At 62.2% G+C, this 15,557-nt stretch carries 17 protein-coding genes; 10 read left to right on the top strand and 7 right to left on the bottom strand.

What is annotated here, in order from left to right; all coding sequences use genetic code 11:
* Positions 1-77: 77 nt before the first annotated feature.
* The 3 genes from KJQ96_RS26885 to KJQ96_RS26875 form a co-directional block, all read right to left on the bottom strand.
* Complete coding sequence (locus tag KJQ96_RS26885; protein ID WP_213289411.1) at positions 78-692, bottom strand: hypothetical protein; 615 nt, start codon at positions 690-692, stop codon at positions 78-80.
* Positions 693-811: 119 nt separating this feature from the next.
* Positions 812-1,303, bottom strand: coding sequence for a xanthine phosphoribosyltransferase (gene gpt, locus KJQ96_RS26880; protein WP_213289410.1), 492 nt, complete (start codon positions 1,301-1,303; stop codon positions 812-814).
* A 74-nt stretch (positions 1,304-1,377) separates the two neighbouring features.
* The gene (locus tag KJQ96_RS26875; protein WP_213289409.1) at positions 1,378-2,118 is read right to left on the bottom strand and encodes a molybdopterin-binding protein; all 741 of its coding nucleotides are present in this window, start codon (positions 2,116-2,118) and stop codon (positions 1,378-1,380) included.
* 219 nt (positions 2,119-2,337) lie between these two features.
* Between KJQ96_RS26875 and KJQ96_RS26870 the strand changes: the two genes are divergently transcribed.
* The 3 genes from KJQ96_RS26870 to KJQ96_RS26860 all read left to right on the top strand — a co-directional run bounded on the left by KJQ96_RS26870 (position 2,338) and on the right by KJQ96_RS26860 (position 5,673).
* Positions 2,338-3,756 (top strand): circularly permuted type 2 ATP-grasp protein, encoded by a 1,419-nt coding sequence (locus tag KJQ96_RS26870; protein WP_213289408.1) that lies wholly within the window; start codon positions 2,338-2,340, stop codon positions 3,754-3,756.
* 16 nt (positions 3,757-3,772) lie between these two features.
* A complete protein-coding gene (locus tag KJQ96_RS26865; RefSeq protein WP_213289407.1) occupies positions 3,773-4,717 on the top strand; it encodes an alpha-E domain-containing protein in 945 nt (314 codons plus the stop codon).
* Positions 4,718-4,830: 113 nt separating this feature from the next.
* Positions 4,831-5,673, top strand: a complete 843-nt coding sequence (locus tag KJQ96_RS26860; RefSeq protein ID WP_213289406.1) for a transglutaminase family protein — start codon at positions 4,831-4,833, stop codon at positions 5,671-5,673.
* A gap of 45 nt (positions 5,674-5,718) precedes the next feature.
* Here the strand turns inward: KJQ96_RS26860 and KJQ96_RS26855 are convergent, their stop codons facing one another.
* A complete protein-coding gene (locus KJQ96_RS26855; protein WP_213289405.1) occupies positions 5,719-6,663 on the bottom strand; it encodes a LysR family transcriptional regulator in 945 nt (314 codons plus the stop codon).
* A gap of 142 nt (positions 6,664-6,805) precedes the next feature.
* On the opposite strand from KJQ96_RS26855, the gene KJQ96_RS26850 reads away from it, so the two are divergent.
* The 3 genes from KJQ96_RS26850 (at position 6,806) to KJQ96_RS41450 (ending at position 8,925) form a co-directional block, all read left to right on the top strand.
* The gene (locus KJQ96_RS26850; protein ID WP_213289404.1) at positions 6,806-7,771 is read left to right on the top strand and encodes a tripartite tricarboxylate transporter substrate binding protein; all 966 of its coding nucleotides are present in this window, start codon (positions 6,806-6,808) and stop codon (positions 7,769-7,771) included.
* A gap of 47 nt (positions 7,772-7,818) precedes the next feature.
* Positions 7,819-8,670, top strand: a complete 852-nt coding sequence (locus KJQ96_RS26845) for an MBL fold metallo-hydrolase (RefSeq protein ID WP_213289403.1) — start codon at positions 7,819-7,821, stop codon at positions 8,668-8,670.
* Between the two features lie 120 nt (positions 8,671-8,790).
* Positions 8,791-8,925, top strand: a complete 135-nt coding sequence (locus KJQ96_RS41450; protein WP_256441669.1) for a hypothetical protein — start codon at positions 8,791-8,793, stop codon at positions 8,923-8,925.
* 14 nt (positions 8,926-8,939) lie between these two features.
* Here KJQ96_RS41450 and KJQ96_RS26840 read toward each other — a convergent pair whose 3' ends face one another.
* Both KJQ96_RS26840 and KJQ96_RS26835 read right to left on the bottom strand, forming a co-directional pair.
* Positions 8,940-9,257 carry a hypothetical protein gene (locus KJQ96_RS26840; protein ID WP_213289402.1) on the bottom strand — a complete coding sequence of 106 codons (318 nt, stop codon included), beginning with the start codon at positions 9,255-9,257 and terminating at the stop codon, positions 8,940-8,942.
* Complete coding sequence (locus KJQ96_RS26835) at positions 9,245-9,442, bottom strand: hypothetical protein (RefSeq protein WP_213289401.1); 198 nt, start codon at positions 9,440-9,442, stop codon at positions 9,245-9,247. The genes KJQ96_RS26840 and KJQ96_RS26835 overlap by 13 nt, the downstream gene beginning before the upstream one ends.
* 134 nt (positions 9,443-9,576) lie before the next feature.
* Here KJQ96_RS26835 and KJQ96_RS26830 point away from each other — a divergent pair, with 134 nt between their 5' ends.
* Both KJQ96_RS26830 and KJQ96_RS26825 read left to right on the top strand, forming a co-directional pair.
* Complete coding sequence (locus KJQ96_RS26830) at positions 9,577-10,335, top strand: proteasome-type protease (protein ID WP_213289400.1); 759 nt, start codon at positions 9,577-9,579, stop codon at positions 10,333-10,335.
* A 13-nt stretch (positions 10,336-10,348) separates the two neighbouring features.
* Positions 10,349-11,113: an SDR family oxidoreductase gene (locus KJQ96_RS26825; protein ID WP_213289399.1), complete on the top strand. Its 765-nt coding sequence runs from the start codon at positions 10,349-10,351 to the stop codon at positions 11,111-11,113.
* Positions 11,114-11,690: 577 nt separating this feature from the next.
* Here the strand turns inward: KJQ96_RS26825 and KJQ96_RS26820 are convergent.
* Positions 11,691-12,728, bottom strand: coding sequence for a glycosyltransferase family 2 protein (locus tag KJQ96_RS26820; protein ID WP_213289398.1), 1,038 nt, complete (start codon positions 12,726-12,728; stop codon positions 11,691-11,693).
* 174 nt (positions 12,729-12,902) lie between these two features.
* Between KJQ96_RS26820 and KJQ96_RS26815 the strand changes: the two genes are divergently transcribed.
* Positions 12,903-14,195, top strand: a complete 1,293-nt coding sequence (locus tag KJQ96_RS26815) for a glycosyltransferase family 87 protein (RefSeq protein WP_213289397.1) — start codon at positions 12,903-12,905, stop codon at positions 14,193-14,195.
* Between the two features lie 43 nt (positions 14,196-14,238).
* Positions 14,239-15,489, top strand: a complete 1,251-nt coding sequence (locus tag KJQ96_RS26810; RefSeq protein ID WP_213289396.1) for a NupC/NupG family nucleoside CNT transporter — start codon at positions 14,239-14,241, stop codon at positions 15,487-15,489.
* Positions 15,490-15,557: the final 68 nt, after the last annotated feature.

Below are 15,557 nucleotides of genomic sequence, written 5' to 3'. Positions count from 1 at the left end.
TCGTGGAGAGAGCCCCCTCTCCAGCTCTCCCCCGCAAGCGGGAGAGAGGGCAGACCGCGCAAGCGACATCACCCACGCTAACCCGCACTCGGATGCAGTACTGGCTGATATCCGGCACTCAGCGCACGCAGCGTTGACGGCGGCGTCAACAGCAATGCGTCATCGAGCGCATCAACCGCCTCTCGATATCCCGCCATCGACCATTGCAGTGCCCTGCCCCGCAGGACCAGAAAACTCCCGGCGCCCCGCTGCACCATCGCGCCGTCAGGCAACTGCTTGACCGGCACCGGCGGCGGATGAAGCCGCTTCTTGCCGCGCTCCAGCCGCTCACCATGCAGCACTGCATCGATCTCCCGCGCACGAATGTCCTTCGCGCCATTGCCCTCTTCCCACGCCGCGCGAAAGCGGTTGGCGTCGTCGCGGCGGCAGAAGAAGCATGGGCGGTGCCCGGCGGCGAAGGCGGTCGCCTCGTCGAGAAAGAACAGTTCGGTCCAGCTCCGCCGGCCCATCACGGGCCGCTGCCAACCTCTGAACTCGCAGACGCAGGTGATCCAGGCCGGGCTCGACCAGCGCTTCTTCAATAGCGTCTTCGTCGCGGGATCATGAATGATGCCGCGGTTACCGGTGAACATACCGCGATGCGGGGTGGCGATGATGTCGCCGGTGGGAGTGACGCGGTTTTGAAGGGGCATTTTCGGCCACCGTCATTCCGGGGCGATGCGCAGCATCGAACCCGGAATCTCGAGATTCTCCGATGTGCAACTGCACATCGTAGTTCGCCACTTCGAGGCGCTCCGGAATGACGAACACCTCACGGACGGATCGGCGGCTGGAACGACAGCGCGGTATCCCAAGGAAAATGAATCCAGGTGTCCTGCGACACTTCGGTGATGAACGTATCGACCAGCGGCTTGCCCTGCGGCTTGGCATAGACGGCCGCGAAATGCGCGTCCGGCATCATCGAGCGCACCAGCCGCCCGGTCTTTCCGGTGTCGACGAGGTCGTCGACAATCAACAGCCCCTTCCCTGTGCCGCCACCGAGCTTTGCCACGTCGGCCGAAACACCCTTGAGCGCCTGCAGGTCGCCCTGTCTGGTGTGGTCGTAGCTGGCAATGCAGACGGTATCGATGATGCGAATGCCAAGCTCACGCGCCACGATGGCTGCCGGTACGAGCCCGCCCCGAGTAATCGCGATGATGGCGTTAAACGGCCCGACCTCGTTGAGCCGCCAGGTCAGCGCCCGGCAATCGCGGTGAAATTGGTCCCAGGAGACCGGAAAGGCCTTCTCCGGTGGCGCCGTCATGGGCGCGCTCCAGAACGATCTGTCACTTTGTTCTCCGTATTGCGAAGTTCGAAATTAGAGCACCCGCTTCGCCGCTACCGGGTGGTGACGTTCAATGCCGCCAGCATCTCCTTCACCGCGGCCATCGCGGCGTTGAGCTTGTCGGCATCGCGCGAGCGAACGACGAGGTTGGTGTTCGGCTTCTTATCCTCGTCCATGAACGGATAGCTGCCGATGATCGTGTCGGGATGGGCGATGGCGATCTCCCGCAACGGCCCGCCGATGTCGCCTTCGCGCGCATTGGCGCGGACCGAGTCCGACAGCATCCGCACCCCCGATTTCAGCTTCGGCGCGACGATGTCCATCATCGCCTGCATGATCGAGGGGATGCCGGCCATGACTATTACATTGCCGAGCTTGAAACCGGGCGCCAGAATGGTCGCGCTCTGGATCAGCTCGGCGCCATCGGGCACACGCGCCATGCGCAGCCGCGCCTCGTTCAGATCCTGCTCGCTCCAGCGCTCGCGGAAGCGCGCCACGACCTCCGGATGATGCCCGATTCCGACACCAAAGGCCTTGGCAACGCTGTCGGCGGTGATGTCGTCATGGGTCGGCCCGATGCCGCCGGTGGTGAAGACGTAGGTGTAGCGATGCCGCAGTGCATTAAGGGCGTCGACAATGTCGGTCTCGTCGTCGGCGACGATGCGGACCTCCTTGAGGTCGATCCCGATATTGGTCAGGTATTCGGCGATAAAGCCGATGTTCTTGTCCTTGGTACGGCCGGACAAGATCTCATCGCCGATGACCAGAATACCCGCCGTGACGATCTCGCTCATGACTTCTCCCCACCTGCCCCGTACTTTGCGCAAGCAACGCGTTGAAGTCACGGGGGTTTGCTGCCGAAATAAGCACCCGGCAGCCCTTTTTTAGGGCAGCGCGGCCGGCTACCCACACGAAATGCCGCAAGCCAATGCATATCGCGCTGGCCCGAGCCTTGCTACCATCCCGTGAACTCATGCACCGTGCCGCATGGCTTCGAGAGATAGTCAGGACTTATGGCAGTTGCCTTCGATGAAATGAACGGGCCCGGCGGCGACCTCCGCCCGGCCTATCGGGAGCTCTCCCGCTGGCTGAAGGAGACGCCTCCGGACGCCCTGGAATATCGCCGCCAGGAGGCGGAACTGTTGTTCCGCCGGATCGGCATCACCTTTGCGGTCTATGGCGATGCGGAGGCCCAGGAGCGGCTGATCCCATTCGACGTGATTCCGCGAATCATGTCGGCGAAGGAATGGGCCGTTCTGGAGAAGGGCCTGAAGCAGCGGGTGCGCGCGCTCAACATGTTCCTGCGCGATATCTATCACGGCCGCGACATCCTGCGCGCCAACATCATTCCCGACGACCTGATCTTCCAAAATCCGGTCTTCCGCCCCGAGATGAACGGCCAGAGCGTGCCGCACGACGTCTACGTGCACATCGCAGGGATCGACATCGTCCGGGTCGACGCCGACAATTTCATCGTGCTGGAGGATAACGCGCGGACGCCCTCGGGCGTCTCCTATATGCTTGAAAACCGCGAAATCATGATGCGGCTGTTTCCGGACCTGTTCGCCCGCCACCGCGTTGCACCTGTCGAGCGATACCCGGACGAACTGCTATCGGCGCTGCGCTCGGTGGCGCCGCTCTCCGCCTCGGCCGAGCCGACGGTCGCGCTGATGACGCCGGGCGTCTACAATTCCGCCTATTACGAACACTCTTTCCTTGCCGACAAGCTCGGCATCGAGCTAGTCGAGGGCCGCGACCTCATCGTCAAGAACGACGAGGTATTCATGCGCACCACCGAGGGGCTGAAACGTGTCGACGTGATTTACCGCCGCGTCGACGACGATTTCCTCGATCCCCTCACCTTTCGGCCGGATTCGGCGCTCGGCGTGCCCGGGCTGATGTCGGCCTATGCGGCCGGCAATATCACGCTGGCGAACGCGGTCGGCACCGGGATTGCCGACGACAAGGCGATCTATTCCTACATGCCGGAGGTCGTAAAGTTCTATCTCGGCGAAGAGCCGATCCTGAAGAACGTGCCGACCTGGCGCTGCCGCGAGCCGAAGGACCTCGCCTACGTGCTCGACAATTTGAGCGAACTGGTGGTGAAGGAAGTGCACGGCTCCGGCGGCTACGGCATGCTGATCGGCCCGGCCGCGACGAAGGCGACGATCGAGGCGTTCCGCGACAAGCTCAAGCGCGAGCCGGAGGGTTTTATCGCCCAGCCGACGCTGGCGCTCTCGACCTGCCCGACTTGCACCGCCTCCGGCCTCGCCCCGCGTCATGTCGATTTGCGCCCGTTCGTGCTGACCGGCAGCAAGCACGTCACCATCGTGCCGGGCGGACTGACTCGCGTGGCGCTGAAGGAAGGCTCCCTGGTGGTCAATTCCAGCCAGGGCGGCGGCACCAAGGACACCTGGATACTGGACGAATAGAGAGCGAAATTATCGTATGCTGTCGCGCACTGCCGAAAACCTGTACTGGCTGGCCCGCTATGTCGAGCGCGCCGAATATATCGCGCGCACCATCGATGCGACCTTGCGAGTCACTGCGCTTCCCGCCGCCTATATCGGCAAGACCAATGAGTGGGAATCGGCGCTGCTGACGGCCGGGGTCAGCGCAAGCTTCTACGAGGCCTATCCGGAAGCCACCGAGCAGAACGTCGTTGAATATCTGGCGTTCTCGTCTTCCAATCCCTCCTCGATCAAGAACTGCATCGAGGCCGCCCGGCTCAATTCGCGCTCGGTGCGAACCGCGCTGACATCGGAGATGTGGGACACCATCAACTCGGCATGGATCGAATTGCAGGAAGTCTGGGGCAAGGGCACGTCGAGCCGCGAGGAACTGGCGCGGTTTCTCCGCTTCGTGCAGGAGACCTCGCTGCGGTTCGACGGCTCGGCCTACCGGACCATGCTCCGCAACGACGCCTACTGGTTCTCGCGGCTGGGGCTGCATCTGGAGCGCGCCGACAACACCGCGCGCATTCTCGACGTTAAATATCACGTGCTGCTGCCCGAGGAGGAGCACGTCGGCGGTCCGCTGGACTACTACCAGTGGACCTCCATCCTGCGCTCGGTCTCCGCGCTGACTGCCTATCACTGGGTCTATCGCGAGACGTTAAAGCCGTGGCTGATCGCCGACCTCCTGATCCTCAACGACACGCTGCCACGCTCGCTGGCGAGCTGTTACAGCAATCTGGTGCGCAATCTTGACCAGATCGGCGTCGCCTATGGTCGCCAGGGCGCCGCCCAGCGCCATGCCCGCGGCGTCCGCAACCGGCTTGAACACAGCCACATGGACGATATCTTCCAGCACGGCGTCCATGAGTTCATCCAGGAGTTCATCGCGGACAATGCGCGGCTCGGTGAGATCATCACCAAACAGTATTTGATTTGATCAAGCACTGTCATTCCGGGGCTATGCGAAGCATCGAACCCGGAATCTCGAGATTCCGGGTCTGGTCCTTCGGACCAGCCCGGAATGACGACGGAGAAAAATAACGGTACCCCATGCGCCTGCGAATTGCCCACTCCACCAGCTATCGCTACGAGCCGCCGGCCACGGGCGTGATCCAAATCCTGCGGATGACGCCCGGCAGCCATGACGGGCAGTATGTCGCCGAATGGCAGATCGATGTCTCGACCGACTCTCGCCTCGACATGCACCAGGATGCATTCGGCAACGTCACGCATGTGCTTACCCACGGGCCGATCGCCGACCTCACCATCAATGTCGAGGGCCTGATCGAGACCCATGACACTGGCGGCGTGCTGCGCGGCACCGACGAGCGCTTTCCGCCGAGCCTGTTCCTGCGCCAAACCGCGCTGACCGAAGTCAATCCGGCGATGGCGATCTTTGCCCGCGAGCTACGGTCGGAGTCCGATGGGGACGTGCTCGGCTTCCTGCATGCGCTGATGGTGCAGATCAACGAGCACATGACGTTCGACGAAGACCCTACCAACTCGGGCACCTCGGCGGCGGAAGCGTTCGCGCTCAAGCGCGGCGTTTGCCAGGACTATGCGCACATCTTCATCGCCTGCGCCCGATCCGGCAGCGTTCCGGCGCGCTTCGTCTCGGGCCATTTCCTGCGCTCCGACGGAATGGTGCACCAGCAGGCGGGCCACGCCTGGGCGGAAGCTTACGTGCCCGATCTAGGCTGGGTCGGCTTCGATGCCGCCAACGGCATCTGCACCACCGACGCCCACGCCCGCGTCGCGATCGGCCTCGATTATCTCGGCGCGGCCCCGGTACGCGGCACCCGCTATGGCGGCGGCACGGAAACGCTGACGGTCGCGGTCAGAGTCGAACAGGCCGGCCGGCCGGGGCAATGGCAAAGCCAGTCGCAGTCGTAGCTGAAAAAGACGCGTCGCGTGCAACGACATCAGGCGTCTACGCCGTCAGTGCTTTGAGCGCCTGATTTGCTGCTTCGCAGTGTGGTGTACGCACTCAATGAAGCGTTTTGCCACGGGACTAAGCGTGCGGTTCTTCAGTGTCACGATTCCCACTGGCCGCAACTGAACAGGCAGCTTGATCGGGAGGACCCTGAGAAGCCGATCGTGATGCGCGCTACGTAACACCGATATCGGGAGTGTTGTCACGTATTGCCCGGTGGAAGCCAGCCGACAGCAAAGATGGATCGAAAGCGTCGTTACGGAAGCGCGCGGCATCTTGAGGCTGCCGGCGCGAAACCATTCGGCGGCCAAAATACCGGCGATGGTATCCGCAGGCGGCAGGACCCAGCGCTCTTCGGCGAGTTCGGCGAGTGTAAGCCGGCGCGAGCGCGCCCATTGCCGGCCAGCGACCACGACCACTGGGTCGTCGTATGCCGTTTCGACATCAAGATCGCCCTCATCGAATGGCGTTGGTATGCGTCCTAACAGGAGATCGATGCTACGCTCGCGCAAATCGCGATAATGCTGTGCATTCATGACCGCTTGTGCAACGTCGAGGCGGACGTGCGGCTGCTCGCGCGAGAAGTTCTCGATCACCGCCGGCAAGAAACCCGCAGCAATGCTCTCGGTGCTGGCGATACGCAATTCGCCAACAGTGGGGTCGGCGAGAAAAGCCAACTCGTCTACCCCTCTCTTCAACTCGTCGAAGATCGCGCGGCCACGCGCAACGAGTGCGCGGCCGTAAATCGTCGGCTCGATGCCGTTGCGTCCACGGTCGAGCAAACGAAGCCCCAGCGCATGCTCAACGTCGGATATCGCTTTCGATACCGCAGGCTGCGAGATGGCCAGTTCGCCTGCAGCCTTCGCCATGCTGCCGTGCTGCACTACGGCGAGCAAAATATGCAGGTCGCGCAGCTTCAGGCGCCTTCCAACGCGGTCAACCCACTGCATGGCACGGACCTATCAAAATGGTTATGCCATCGTCATATATCAGAACTGGACCGTTATGTCTGCCCGACGCAGGATCGCGGCAATCGTCGCTGAGGATGGCCGGAGGTGATCGATGACCGCATCAATTCCCTTGAGAAGCCTCATGGCTGTCGTGGCAACCGTCGCCGTGATCAGCCTGGCGTTCGACACGGGCGCCGCCGCGCAGGATTATCCGTCGAGACCCGTGAAGATCGTGGTGCCGTTTCCACCCGGAGGACCGCTGGATTTCACCGCACGAATGCTGGCCGACAGACTCGCCGCAAGCCTCAAGCAGGCTTTCGTGGTGGAAAACCGTCCCGGCGCTTCCGGCAACATCGGGGCCGGTGCGGTGGCCAAGGCGGAGCCGGATGGCTACACGCTGCTGTTCGTTCTCGATACGCCGCTCACAGTCAGTCCGACGCTCTATCCGAAACTCGCATTCGATCCGGTCAGGGATTTCGAGCCGATCTCTGTCGCGGCAAGTTTCTCGATGTCGCTCGTCGTGCATCCTTCCATTCCCGTGACATCGGTCCTTGAGTTCGTCACTTATGCAAAAAATCTGGATCGGCCACTGCTTTACGGCAGCGGCGGCGGAAGCGGCAATCCCGGCCATCTGACGATGGAGTACTTTCGAATGAAGGCGGGATTTGAAGGTCTGCACGTCCCCTACAAGGGCAACGCCGAGGTCGTGACGGGTCTCGTCGGTGGGCAGGTTCAGGCAGGCTTCCTTGCAACTCCCGGCGTCCTGCCGCTGGCGCGCGAAGGCCGGCTGAAGGCGCTTGCTCTATCCAGTCTGGAACGCGCCCTGTACGCGCCAGAGATCGGCACCATCAGTGAAAACGGTTACGCCGGCTTCGAAGTCGGGTTCTACCAGGTGTTGCTGTCGCCAAAGGGCGTTCCGGAATCCATTCGTGCGCTGCTGGAGCGGGAGGTGCGTCAGGCTTTGCAATTGCCTGAGCTGCACACCCGCCTTCGCGCACAGGCATTGGAGCCGATCGCAAGCACCGGCGCTGAAGCCAGAGTTTTGCTCAAATCGGCTTCCGAGCGATGGCAGACCGTCATCAAGACATCAAACATCCGGCCGGAATGATGCCTTCCCGCCGGACGCCAAAAACAGCACGTGCGCTGCAGACGCCAATGACACGGATCGTCATGCTTGGCACAGGCACGCCGCGGCCTGATCCCGCGCGGTCCGGACCCGCGACCGCCATCGTAGTGAATGGAACGCCATATTTGGTTGATTTCGGCCCGGGCGTCGTCCGTCGCGTGGCAGCGGCGTACAACAAGGGCGTAGCTGCGCTCGGACCCGCCGCAGGCGGAATAAAGACGGCGTTCCTGACCCATATGCACGCGGACCACACCGCCGGCTATCCGGACCTTATCCTCACGCCGTGGATTCTCGGCCGTAAAGGGCCGATCGAAGTCTATGGTCCGAAGGGCCTCCGCGCTATGACGAAGCACGTACTGAGCGCCTGGAAGATCGACATTAACAATCGCGTCAACGGTATCGACCGGCTACCGCGGGCGGGATGCCGGGTCGTCGTGCACGAGATAACGCGAGGAGAGATCTACTCCGACGGCAATATCCGCGTCACCGCCTTCCCGGTGCGACACGGACTGAAGCACGCCTACGGCTTTCGGTTTGAGACGCCCGATAAAATCATCGTCTTGTCAGGGGATACAGCGCCGACTCCAAGCCTTGCCGAGCATTGTGCCGGTTGCGATGTGCTGATTCACGAGACCTATTCGCAACACACTTACGAGAAGGTCTCGCCCAAGTGGCAACGGTACCGTCGAACCCATCACACTTCCTCCAAGGAGCTCGCTGCGCTTGCCTCGCGGGCCAAGCCAGGCCTGCTGGTGCTCTACCACCGTGCAAACGCCGGCGGCGCGTTGACGCTTGCCGACCCGGAAGAGGCCGTATTGAACGAGATCAAGCAACACTATGACGGCCGCGTGATGACCGCCCACGATCTTGACGTGATCTGAGACGCGCCGTCACTTATCCAGCCACACATCCTCGAACCGCAGATTATTATACTGGCTGTTGTCGTGCGGCCGGAATTCTTCACGTAAGGCTGCCAGCAATTGCCGGCCGAGGAGTGCAGGATGATCGACCGCGGGGCGTCCTCGACCAATAGCCGCTCGATATCCCAGACGAGCTTCCTGCGCTTTTCCTTGTCGAGCTCGCGCGATTGCGCCGCCAGCAATTTGTCGACCTCGGCGTTGCAGTACTGGGTATAGTTTCGCTCCGATTTTCAGGAATAGGTCTCGACGATATTGCCGTCGGGATCGTCGACGCTGACGCCGGTGACGCTCAGCCCGATCGTGTAATCCTTCTTCGCCAAACGCGCGTACCAGCGCGGCGTATCGAGGATGTCGAGCTCGCCTGTGATGTAGATCTTCTTCAACTGGTCGATCAGGATCACGGCGGGATCGCGATAGGTCGGGCAGGTTCCTCGTTGGATTTTGATCTGTAGCGGTTTGGCGTCGCCATAGCCGAGCTTCTGCATGATCGCTTGCGCCTCGGCGATGTCCTTCTCGGTATCGGGGCCGTAGCCGGTCAGCGAAGCCACCATGTCTTGCGGGTTTGCGCCTTGGGATTGCCGGCCTCCGCCAGCGGGCGGAACAGCCGGATCGCCGGAACATGGTCGCCCCGGTTGCAGGCCACCATGGCGTCTTCCCAGGGACCTGCCTGGGCGCCCACGCTGCCCAGCAGTAACGAGGCTGCAATCGAGCCAATCCGCGCGGATTTCCGCATGTGCCCTCCCGCCTTCGGTTTCGAGGTTTGACCGGCCGGGCGCTTGCCGCGCCACGGGGAATTGGGGTTGGATGCCCCCTCGAAATTGGCTAGTAGTTTGGCCGCCAAAAAACGGATGCGTTCGGGGATCGGGAATGACCTATTGCTGCGGAATTCTGGTGCGGGACGGTCTCGTCATGATCGCAGATACGCGCACAAATGCCGGCCTCGACAACGTCTCGACCTTCCGCAAGCTCCATATTTTCTCAAAACCCGGCGAGCGCATCATGGCGGTCGCCAGCGCCGGCAATCTGGCGATCAGCCAGTCGGTGCTGTCGACGCTCACCGAGGGCATGGAAGATCCGCACACCGGCGAGCTCGAAACGCTGATGAACGCGCCGACCATGTTCCAGGCCGCGCAACGCATCGGCCGCGCCATCCGCGCCGTGCACGCCACCGAAGGCGAGGCCCTGCGATCCGAGGACGTCTCCTTCGACGTCTCCTTCCTGTTCGGCGGCCAGATCAAGGGCTCGCGGATGCGGCTGTTCATGGTCTACACCGCCGGCAATTTCATCGAATGCACCACCGACACGCCTTACCTGCAGATCGGCGAGCACAAATACGGCAAGCCGGTGCTAGATCGCGCGATGCATTACGACGTCGAACTGTATGAGGCGCTGAAGACCGGCCTGATCTCGATGGATTCGACCATGCGCTCCAATCTCGGCGTCGGCTTGCCGATCGACGTGCTGGTGGTGCGCACGGATGCCTGCGAGGCCGATCTCAACCACCGCATCGAGGCCGGCGAGCCCTACTTCCACGATCTGCGTTCGCGCTGGTCGGCGGCCTTGCGGGCGGCACACCAGAATATTCCGAGACCACCCTACAAATCCGAAACAGAAACCAAGAAATGAAGGCGAGGAAATAATGGCCGACGCAACCAACAAGATCGCGCTCGTGACCGGTGCCGGTACCGGCGTCGGACGCGCGGCATCGCTGGCGCTGATGAACGCCGGCTTCACTGTGGTGCTCGCCGGGCGTCGCATGGAGATGCTGGAAGAAACCAGGAAGCTCGGCGACAATGTCGGCAACAGCCTGTGCGTTTCCGCCGACATGACCAAGCCCGATTCGATCGCAGCGCTGTTTGCCAAGGTGATGGATACCTATGGCCGGCTCGATGTTCTCTTCAACAACGCCGGCATGGGCGCGCCGCCGGTCAATTTCGAGGATCTGAGCCTCGAGCAGTGGCAGGCGGTGGTGAACACCAACCTGACCGGCCCGTTCCTGTGCACCCAGCATGCCTTCCGCATCATGAAGGACCAGAAGCCGCGCGGCGGGCGCATCATCAATAACGGCTCGATCTCCGCGCATGCGCCGCGGCCCTTCTCGGCCGCCTATACGTCGACCAAGCACGCGATCACCGGCCTCACCAAGGCTTCCAATCTGGATGGCCGCATGTACGACATCGCGGTCGGCCAGGTCGACATCGGCAATGCCGCGACCCCAATGACCGACCGCATGGTCGCCGGCCCCGGTGTGATGCAACCTGATGGCACGATGAAGCACGAACCGCGCATGGACGCGAAGGCCGTCGGCGATGCGGTTGCCTACATGGCCGGCCTGCCGCTTGATGCCAACGTGCTGTTCATGACGGTCATGGCGACCAAGATGCCGTTCGTCGGACGGGGGTAGTTTGACCGCAGACGGGCCATCGATCGGGATGGGATTAATGGCCTATCTGCTCTGAGACGAGGTAGCGGTCGTTGGCAGTTGATCAGCCGCCATGTGTAGCAGCAAACCGGGAGCCACTGTGAGCTCAAGCGTCAGCACGGTGGCGATGTTCCACGGGTTGAGAAGGTTAGCGAGTGCCCAGAAGCCGTCCAAATGAAGGACGACGAGGTGGCTGGACACGATAAGCAGTCCCGCCGCCCACAGCCAGACAGTCCATCATTGGAGTGGTCGAGGACCTGCTGCCGATGACGGATGCCATGCCGCCTGAATTCCAGATCCCAGGCGATGTGCGCCAGAGGGGGACAGGTCTTCAAGATATCGATCCCAAGGGGGTGCCTCCCTTCCTCTCGATCAGAAAGTAAAAATCTCCACCTGTTATTTCAACATGTGCGATCCGGGCGCCGGAATACTTCCGGAAGTCATGCACCACATCATGAACTACATCGAACGCATCCGAGGATACGCGCGCTAGATGTGAGCGTACAGTTCCTGATTGGCGCTCGATTGATGCGCGACCAGAAATCGTGTGTATCGCCCGCTATGCCGGCCGGCGGACCGGCTGCGGGCCGGCATCGCTCGTCTCTGATGCGTTTGCTTTGCCCAGTTCGCCGGTTACAGGCGCGAGGTTCGGAATCCGGATCAGAAACGGATGCAGCGGTTCTCGGGGGCTCGAACTGATGTCGTAATTCAGGAACGACAGCATAAGCTGGAATCCGATCAGGAAGGTCAGTGCTGCGATCATGATGGTTCCGGTCGGGACCAGTTGATCCGCCGCCGCCCACCAGTGATACAATCCAAACACGAGACCGAAGCCGAACAGCGCGGCGCCTGCGACAAGTTGAATCGACGCCAACGAGAATTCGCGAAAGAAGTAGCGGTACAGAATCCGGCGGAAGGTATTGCGCATATGCCCGCCGAGGAACGGCGCGAGCTGGTGCGAAATGCGCAGATTCGAAACTTCCCCGCCATAGGACGCACGCATCGGAAATTCGACGACTTTGGCGCGGATCAGGCCAAGATGAAACAGCAGGTCGGTCTCGAAGAAGAACCGTTTTGTGATCCGTTCATCGTCGAGCAGCTCTGCGACGCGGGCATGAATGGCGAAGAAGCCGTTGGTCGGATCCATGATGGTCCAGTAGCCGCTTGACAGTTTCGCCATGAACGACAGCGCGAGATTGCCGATCAGCCGGGCCTTCGGCATCGACGCAGCATTGGTAAGGAAGAAGAAGCGGTCGCCTTTGACGTAGTCGCCCTGCCCGCTGACGATGGGGTGGATCAGCGCCGGCACCTGCGACGGGTCCATCTGTCCATCGGCATCAACCTTCACGATGATATCAGCGCCATGTGCGATCGCGTAACGCATCCCCGTCAGGAAGGCGGCGCCGACACCCCGGTTTGTATCGTGCATCAATGAGACGACCCGCGGATCGGAACACCGGTTCGCGACCACGAGCGCCGTACCCTCGGGGCAGCCGTCATCGACGACGATAATCATCTCAATTTCGGGACCGATCGCCGCGATAACCCGCAGAATCGTGGCTGCCGCACGGTACGCAGGGATAACGACGCAGTTCATCGGTTGAATCCGCTGTCGCACCGGTTAACGGGCGCCAAGCGCCCGGTGCAGACCATGCCGCACTTTTGCCGGCTTCCTCTAAAGAAAAACTTAAGTTGCATCTCCTAATTTGGTCTACCGCCTGCATTTTGGTCCGGATTCCGGCCGTTGAGACATTCATGGGGGCAAATCCCGATGCCGGACGAGAGCCTGTCCAATCCAGATCGTTCGTGTGCGGCGCGGTTTCTCAGCGCTCTCATCCCGCAGATCGACAATCCGGAGGACGCGGAATTTCTGCGAGGTCTGCTGCTGCTCGGCAGCGCGCTGTTTACGCTGACGCTATTGGCTTATGCTTGCACCACCAACTGGACCTGGCCGTTTCCCCGCGACAACGTCACGCTGGTGCTGGGGCGCGATTTCCTGAACCTGTGGATGTACGGGCACGCGGTGCTGGATGCCGATCCAGCCCGCTTCTACGATCTTGTGACCTACAATGCCGAACTCGCCAAGCTGCTCGGCCCCGGCTATCCCGGACAGAACTGGCCGAACCCGCCGACAGCTCTTGTCGTGATGGCACCGTTCGGTCTGCTGGCCTATTTCCCGGCCCTGATCGCCTGGTTTGTGGCCAGCTTTCTCGCGTTCTACCTCGCGGGGCGCCGAGAGGTTGCCGACGCGCGTATTCTCGTGGTGGTCCTGGTCTCGCCGGCCGCATTGCTTTGCGTGATCTCGGGCCAGAGTTCGTTACTCACGACTGCAGCCCTGCTCGCGATCTTCGCTTCGCTCGATAGGCGACCAGTCGTCGCCGGCGTGCTGATCGGGCTGCTCACGGTGAAGCCCCAGCTTGGCGTGTTGTTTCCGTTTGCGCTAATCGCGTCGGGCCGCTGGCGGGTCTTCCTGTGGGCTGCGATGACGACAATTGTATTGTTCGCGATCAGCGTCGCCATCGGCGGTCCGGAGAGCTGGCACGACTACATAGCCAAGGCGCTGCCATTGCAGCGTGAAGTACTGAGCGATCCTGCCGGCACCGCGATGCCGTTTCAGGCCAGTATTTTTATGAACGTGCGCGGACTTGTCGGCAATCGCGCCGGTGAAGCGATCCAGTTTGCTTTCGCCCTTGCGGCCGTCGTGACCGTAACCATCGCATTCCGCTATTGCGGAGGCGGCGATGCCAGGCTGTTGCAGGCATTGTTCCTGGCCTGCACGGTCTCCACTTCACCCTATTTGGGCAGCTACGATCTGCTGCCGCTGAGCTTCGCAAGCGTCGCGCTGCTCGCGGAAGGAAAGCTCGACGCAACCGGGCGCCGCCTGGCCCAGCTCGTTTTCTGGACCCCGGCGCTGCAATTGCTGTTCGGCAACCTGCAAATTCCGGGACCCGGATTCATCGCGCCTGTCTTCGCCGCCTATCTGCTGCAAAGATTGTTCGCGCCAGCCGTACCGGGCAAAGCGGCCGCCTCGCTGCCGTTGGCCGATAGCGCATTGCGCAGTTGACGCCCTTGCCCCCATAATCCCTGCCGGGGTTTTCGGGGGATTCATGCTGCAACTGCAATCGGCGTTTGGCGTGCTGGCGTTGCTGGCGATCGCATGGGCGTGCGGCGAGAACCGCCGCGCCGTGTCGCTCCGTCAGGTGGCGATCGCCCTCGCCGTCACCATCATTACCGCGCTGGTGCTGCTCAAGCTGCCGCTGGTGGCAAGAGCCTTCGGCGCCATCAACGACGCCGTCGGCACGATCGCGGCGGCGACGCGCGCCGGCACTTCCTTCGTGTTCGGCTATCTCGGCGGTGGCGCGCTGCCGTTCGATCTCAAGACACCGGGCGCGGATTTCGTCCTGGCATTTCAGGCGCTGCCGATCGTGCTGGTCATGAGCGTTCTGACCACGCTGCTGTTCTACTGGCGCGTACTGCCCCCGATCGTGCGCGGCATGGCGTGGCTATTGGAGCGCACGCTCGGCGTTGGCGGCGCGGTCGGGCTATCGGCCGCAGCCAATATCTTTCTCGGCATGGTCGAGGCACCGCTGTTCATCCGTCCCTATTTGGCGCAACTCACGCGCAGCGAATTGTTCCTGGTGATGACCGGCGGCATGGCCGGCATCGCCGGCACCGTGCTGGTGCTCTACGCCACGTTCCTGGCACCGCTGATCCCGGACGCGGCGGCGCATTTTGTCATTGCATCCGTGTTGGGCGCGCCGGCCGCGATCCTGATCAGCCTGATCATGGTGCCGGAGACTTCCGATAAGCGCACTGGCGGCTCGCTCGGAGATCCCGACATGCATGCGTCCTCGACCATGGATGCAATCACCAAGGGCACGGCGGCCGGGCTCGAACTGCTGCTCAACATCGTCGCGATGCTCTTGGTGCTGGTGGCGCTGGTTTATCTCGTCAATGCGATCCTCGGGCTGTTGCCCGAGATCGGCGGCGCCAAAATTTCGCTACAGCGGCTGCTGGGGCTTGTGATGGCGCCGATGTGCTGGCTGATGGGCCTGCCCTGGCCGCAAGCCGTCACGGCCGGAAGCCTGATGGGCACTAAGACAGTGCTCAACGAGCTGATCGCCTATCTCGACCTCTCGAAACTCGGCACGGACGCGCTCGATCCGCGCTCGCGGCTGATCATGCTCTACGCGATGTGCGGCTTTGCCAACTTCGCCAGCCTCGGCATCATGATCGGCGGCCTCGGCACCATGGCACCGGATCGGCGCGAAGAGATCAACGCGCTGGGATTGAAGTCGATCCTGTCAGGCACGCTGGCGACGTGTTTGATGGGGGCAGTGGTGGGGGTGATGACCTAGCCGTCTTTCTGTCATTCCGGGGCGCGCGCAGCGCGAACCCGCGGTTCCGGGTTCGGCTCTACGAGCCG

Origin of the sequence: Bradyrhizobium sp. sGM-13 (genome assembly GCF_018398875.1) — a bacterium.
In the GTDB taxonomy this organism is placed as follows: Bacteria; Pseudomonadota; Alphaproteobacteria; order Rhizobiales; family Xanthobacteraceae; genus Bradyrhizobium.
Note: the sequence above shows the minus strand (reverse complement) of the source record. Positions and strands in the feature narration are given on the sequence as shown.

Bases quoted from the DNA above. Each gene is read 5' to 3' on its own strand.
- KJQ96_RS26865 (WP_213289407.1), top strand. From the start codon at position 3,773: ATGCTGTCGCGCACTGCCGAAAACCTGTACTGGCTGGCCCGCTATGTC.
- KJQ96_RS26830 (WP_213289400.1), top strand. From the start codon at position 9,577: ATGACCTATTGCTGCGGAATTCTGGTGCGGGACGGTCTCGTCATGATC.
- KJQ96_RS26855 (WP_213289405.1), bottom strand. From the start codon at position 6,663: ATGCAGTGGGTTGACCGCGTTGGAAGGCGCCTGAAGCTGCGCGACCTG.
- gpt (WP_213289410.1), bottom strand. From the start codon at position 1,303: ATGACGGCGCCACCGGAGAAGGCCTTTCCGGTCTCCTGGGACCAATTT.
- KJQ96_RS41450 (WP_256441669.1), top strand. From the start codon at position 8,791: ATGATCGACCGCGGGGCGTCCTCGACCAATAGCCGCTCGATATCCCAG.
- KJQ96_RS26815 (WP_213289397.1), top strand. From the start codon at position 12,903: ATGCCGGACGAGAGCCTGTCCAATCCAGATCGTTCGTGTGCGGCGCGG.
- KJQ96_RS26825 (WP_213289399.1), top strand. From the start codon at position 10,349: ATGGCCGACGCAACCAACAAGATCGCGCTCGTGACCGGTGCCGGTACC.
- KJQ96_RS26875 (WP_213289409.1), bottom strand. From the start codon at position 2,118: ATGAGCGAGATCGTCACGGCGGGTATTCTGGTCATCGGCGATGAGATC.
- KJQ96_RS26870 (WP_213289408.1), top strand. From the start codon at position 2,338: ATGGCAGTTGCCTTCGATGAAATGAACGGGCCCGGCGGCGACCTCCGC.
- KJQ96_RS26835 (WP_213289401.1), bottom strand. From the start codon at position 9,442: ATGCGGAAATCCGCGCGGATTGGCTCGATTGCAGCCTCGTTACTGCTG.
- KJQ96_RS26810 (WP_213289396.1), top strand. From the start codon at position 14,239: ATGCTGCAACTGCAATCGGCGTTTGGCGTGCTGGCGTTGCTGGCGATC.
- KJQ96_RS26820 (WP_213289398.1), bottom strand. From the start codon at position 12,728: ATGAACTGCGTCGTTATCCCTGCGTACCGTGCGGCAGCCACGATTCTG.
- KJQ96_RS26850 (WP_213289404.1), top strand. From the start codon at position 6,806: ATGGCTGTCGTGGCAACCGTCGCCGTGATCAGCCTGGCGTTCGACACG.
- KJQ96_RS26885 (WP_213289411.1), bottom strand. From the start codon at position 692: ATGCCCCTTCAAAACCGCGTCACTCCCACCGGCGACATCATCGCCACC.
- KJQ96_RS26860 (WP_213289406.1), top strand. From the start codon at position 4,831: ATGCGCCTGCGAATTGCCCACTCCACCAGCTATCGCTACGAGCCGCCG.
- KJQ96_RS26845 (WP_213289403.1), top strand. From the start codon at position 7,819: ATGACACGGATCGTCATGCTTGGCACAGGCACGCCGCGGCCTGATCCC.